This is a genomic window from Streptococcus pseudopneumoniae ATCC BAA-960 = CCUG 49455 (assembly GCF_002087075.1).
In the GTDB taxonomy this organism is placed as follows: domain Bacteria; phylum Bacillota; class Bacilli; order Lactobacillales; family Streptococcaceae; genus Streptococcus; species Streptococcus pseudopneumoniae.
Genome location: NZ_MWSM01000069.1, coordinates 1 through 731 on the forward strand (window position 1 = coordinate 1; position 731 = coordinate 731).

At 50.5% G+C, this 731-nt stretch carries 8 tRNA genes; all 8 read right to left on the reverse strand.

The features are described from left to right. Nucleotide 1: 1 nt before the first annotated feature. Nucleotides 2-75 (reverse strand) — tRNA-Pro (locus tag B4W83_RS11600). A gap of 15 nt (nt 76-90) precedes the next feature. Next, nucleotides 91-164: transfer RNA gene (locus B4W83_RS11605), tRNA-Arg, on the reverse strand. 11 nt (nt 165-175) lie between these two features. Beyond that, nucleotides 176-261, reverse strand: a tRNA-Leu gene (locus B4W83_RS11610). A 7-nt stretch (nt 262-268) separates the two neighbouring features. Beyond that, nucleotides 269-340: transfer RNA gene (locus B4W83_RS11615), tRNA-Gly, on the reverse strand. A gap of 22 nt (nt 341-362) precedes the next feature. Next, nucleotides 363-435: transfer RNA gene (locus tag B4W83_RS11620), tRNA-Thr, on the reverse strand. 18 nt (nt 436-453) lie between these two features. After that, a tRNA-Leu gene (locus tag B4W83_RS11625) sits at nt 454-535 on the reverse strand. A gap of 5 nt (nt 536-540) precedes the next feature. After that, a tRNA-Lys gene (locus B4W83_RS11630) sits at nt 541-613 on the reverse strand. A 24-nt stretch (nt 614-637) separates the two neighbouring features. Next, nucleotides 638-710 (reverse strand) — tRNA-Asp (locus tag B4W83_RS11635). Nucleotides 711-731: the final 21 nt, after the last annotated feature.

Here is a 731-nt window from a genome sequence, read left to right on the forward strand (position 1 = left end):
ATCGGGAAGACAGGATTCGAACCTGCGACACCTTGGTCCCAAACCAAGTACTCTACCAAGCTGAGCTACTTCCCGAGTTAAATAGAAAAATGCACCCTAGAGGAGTCGAACCTCTAACCGCCTGATTCGTAGTCAGGTACTCTATCCAGTTGAGCTAAGGGTGCTCATTATATTATGCCGAGGACCGGAATCGAACCGGTACGATCGTTACCAATCGCAGGATTTTAAGTCCTGTGCGTCTGCCAGTTCCGCCACCCCGGCCTCTCTAAGCGAACGACGGGATTCGAACCCGCGACCCCCACCTTGGCAAGGTGGTGTTCTACCACTGAACTACGTTCGCACTGTTTTCTTCTATCTAAAAATGCCGGCTACATGACTTGAACACGCGACCCTCTGATTACAAATCAGATGCTCTACCAACTGAGCTAAGCCGGCTCATTTATTATATCTCAATGCGGGTTAAGGGACTTGAACCCCCACGCCGTTAAGCGCCAGATCCTAAATCTGGTGCGTCTGCCAATTCCGCCAAACCCGCATATATGACCCGTACTGGGCTCGAACCAGTGACCCATTGATTAAAAGTCAATTGCTCTACCAACTGAGCTAACGAGTCTAAAATAACTTGCGTTATTTTAAACGGTCCCGACGGGAATCGAACCCGCGATCTTCGCCGTGACAGGGCGACGTGATAACCGCTACACTACGGGACCTATGGGAGTTAACGGGATCGA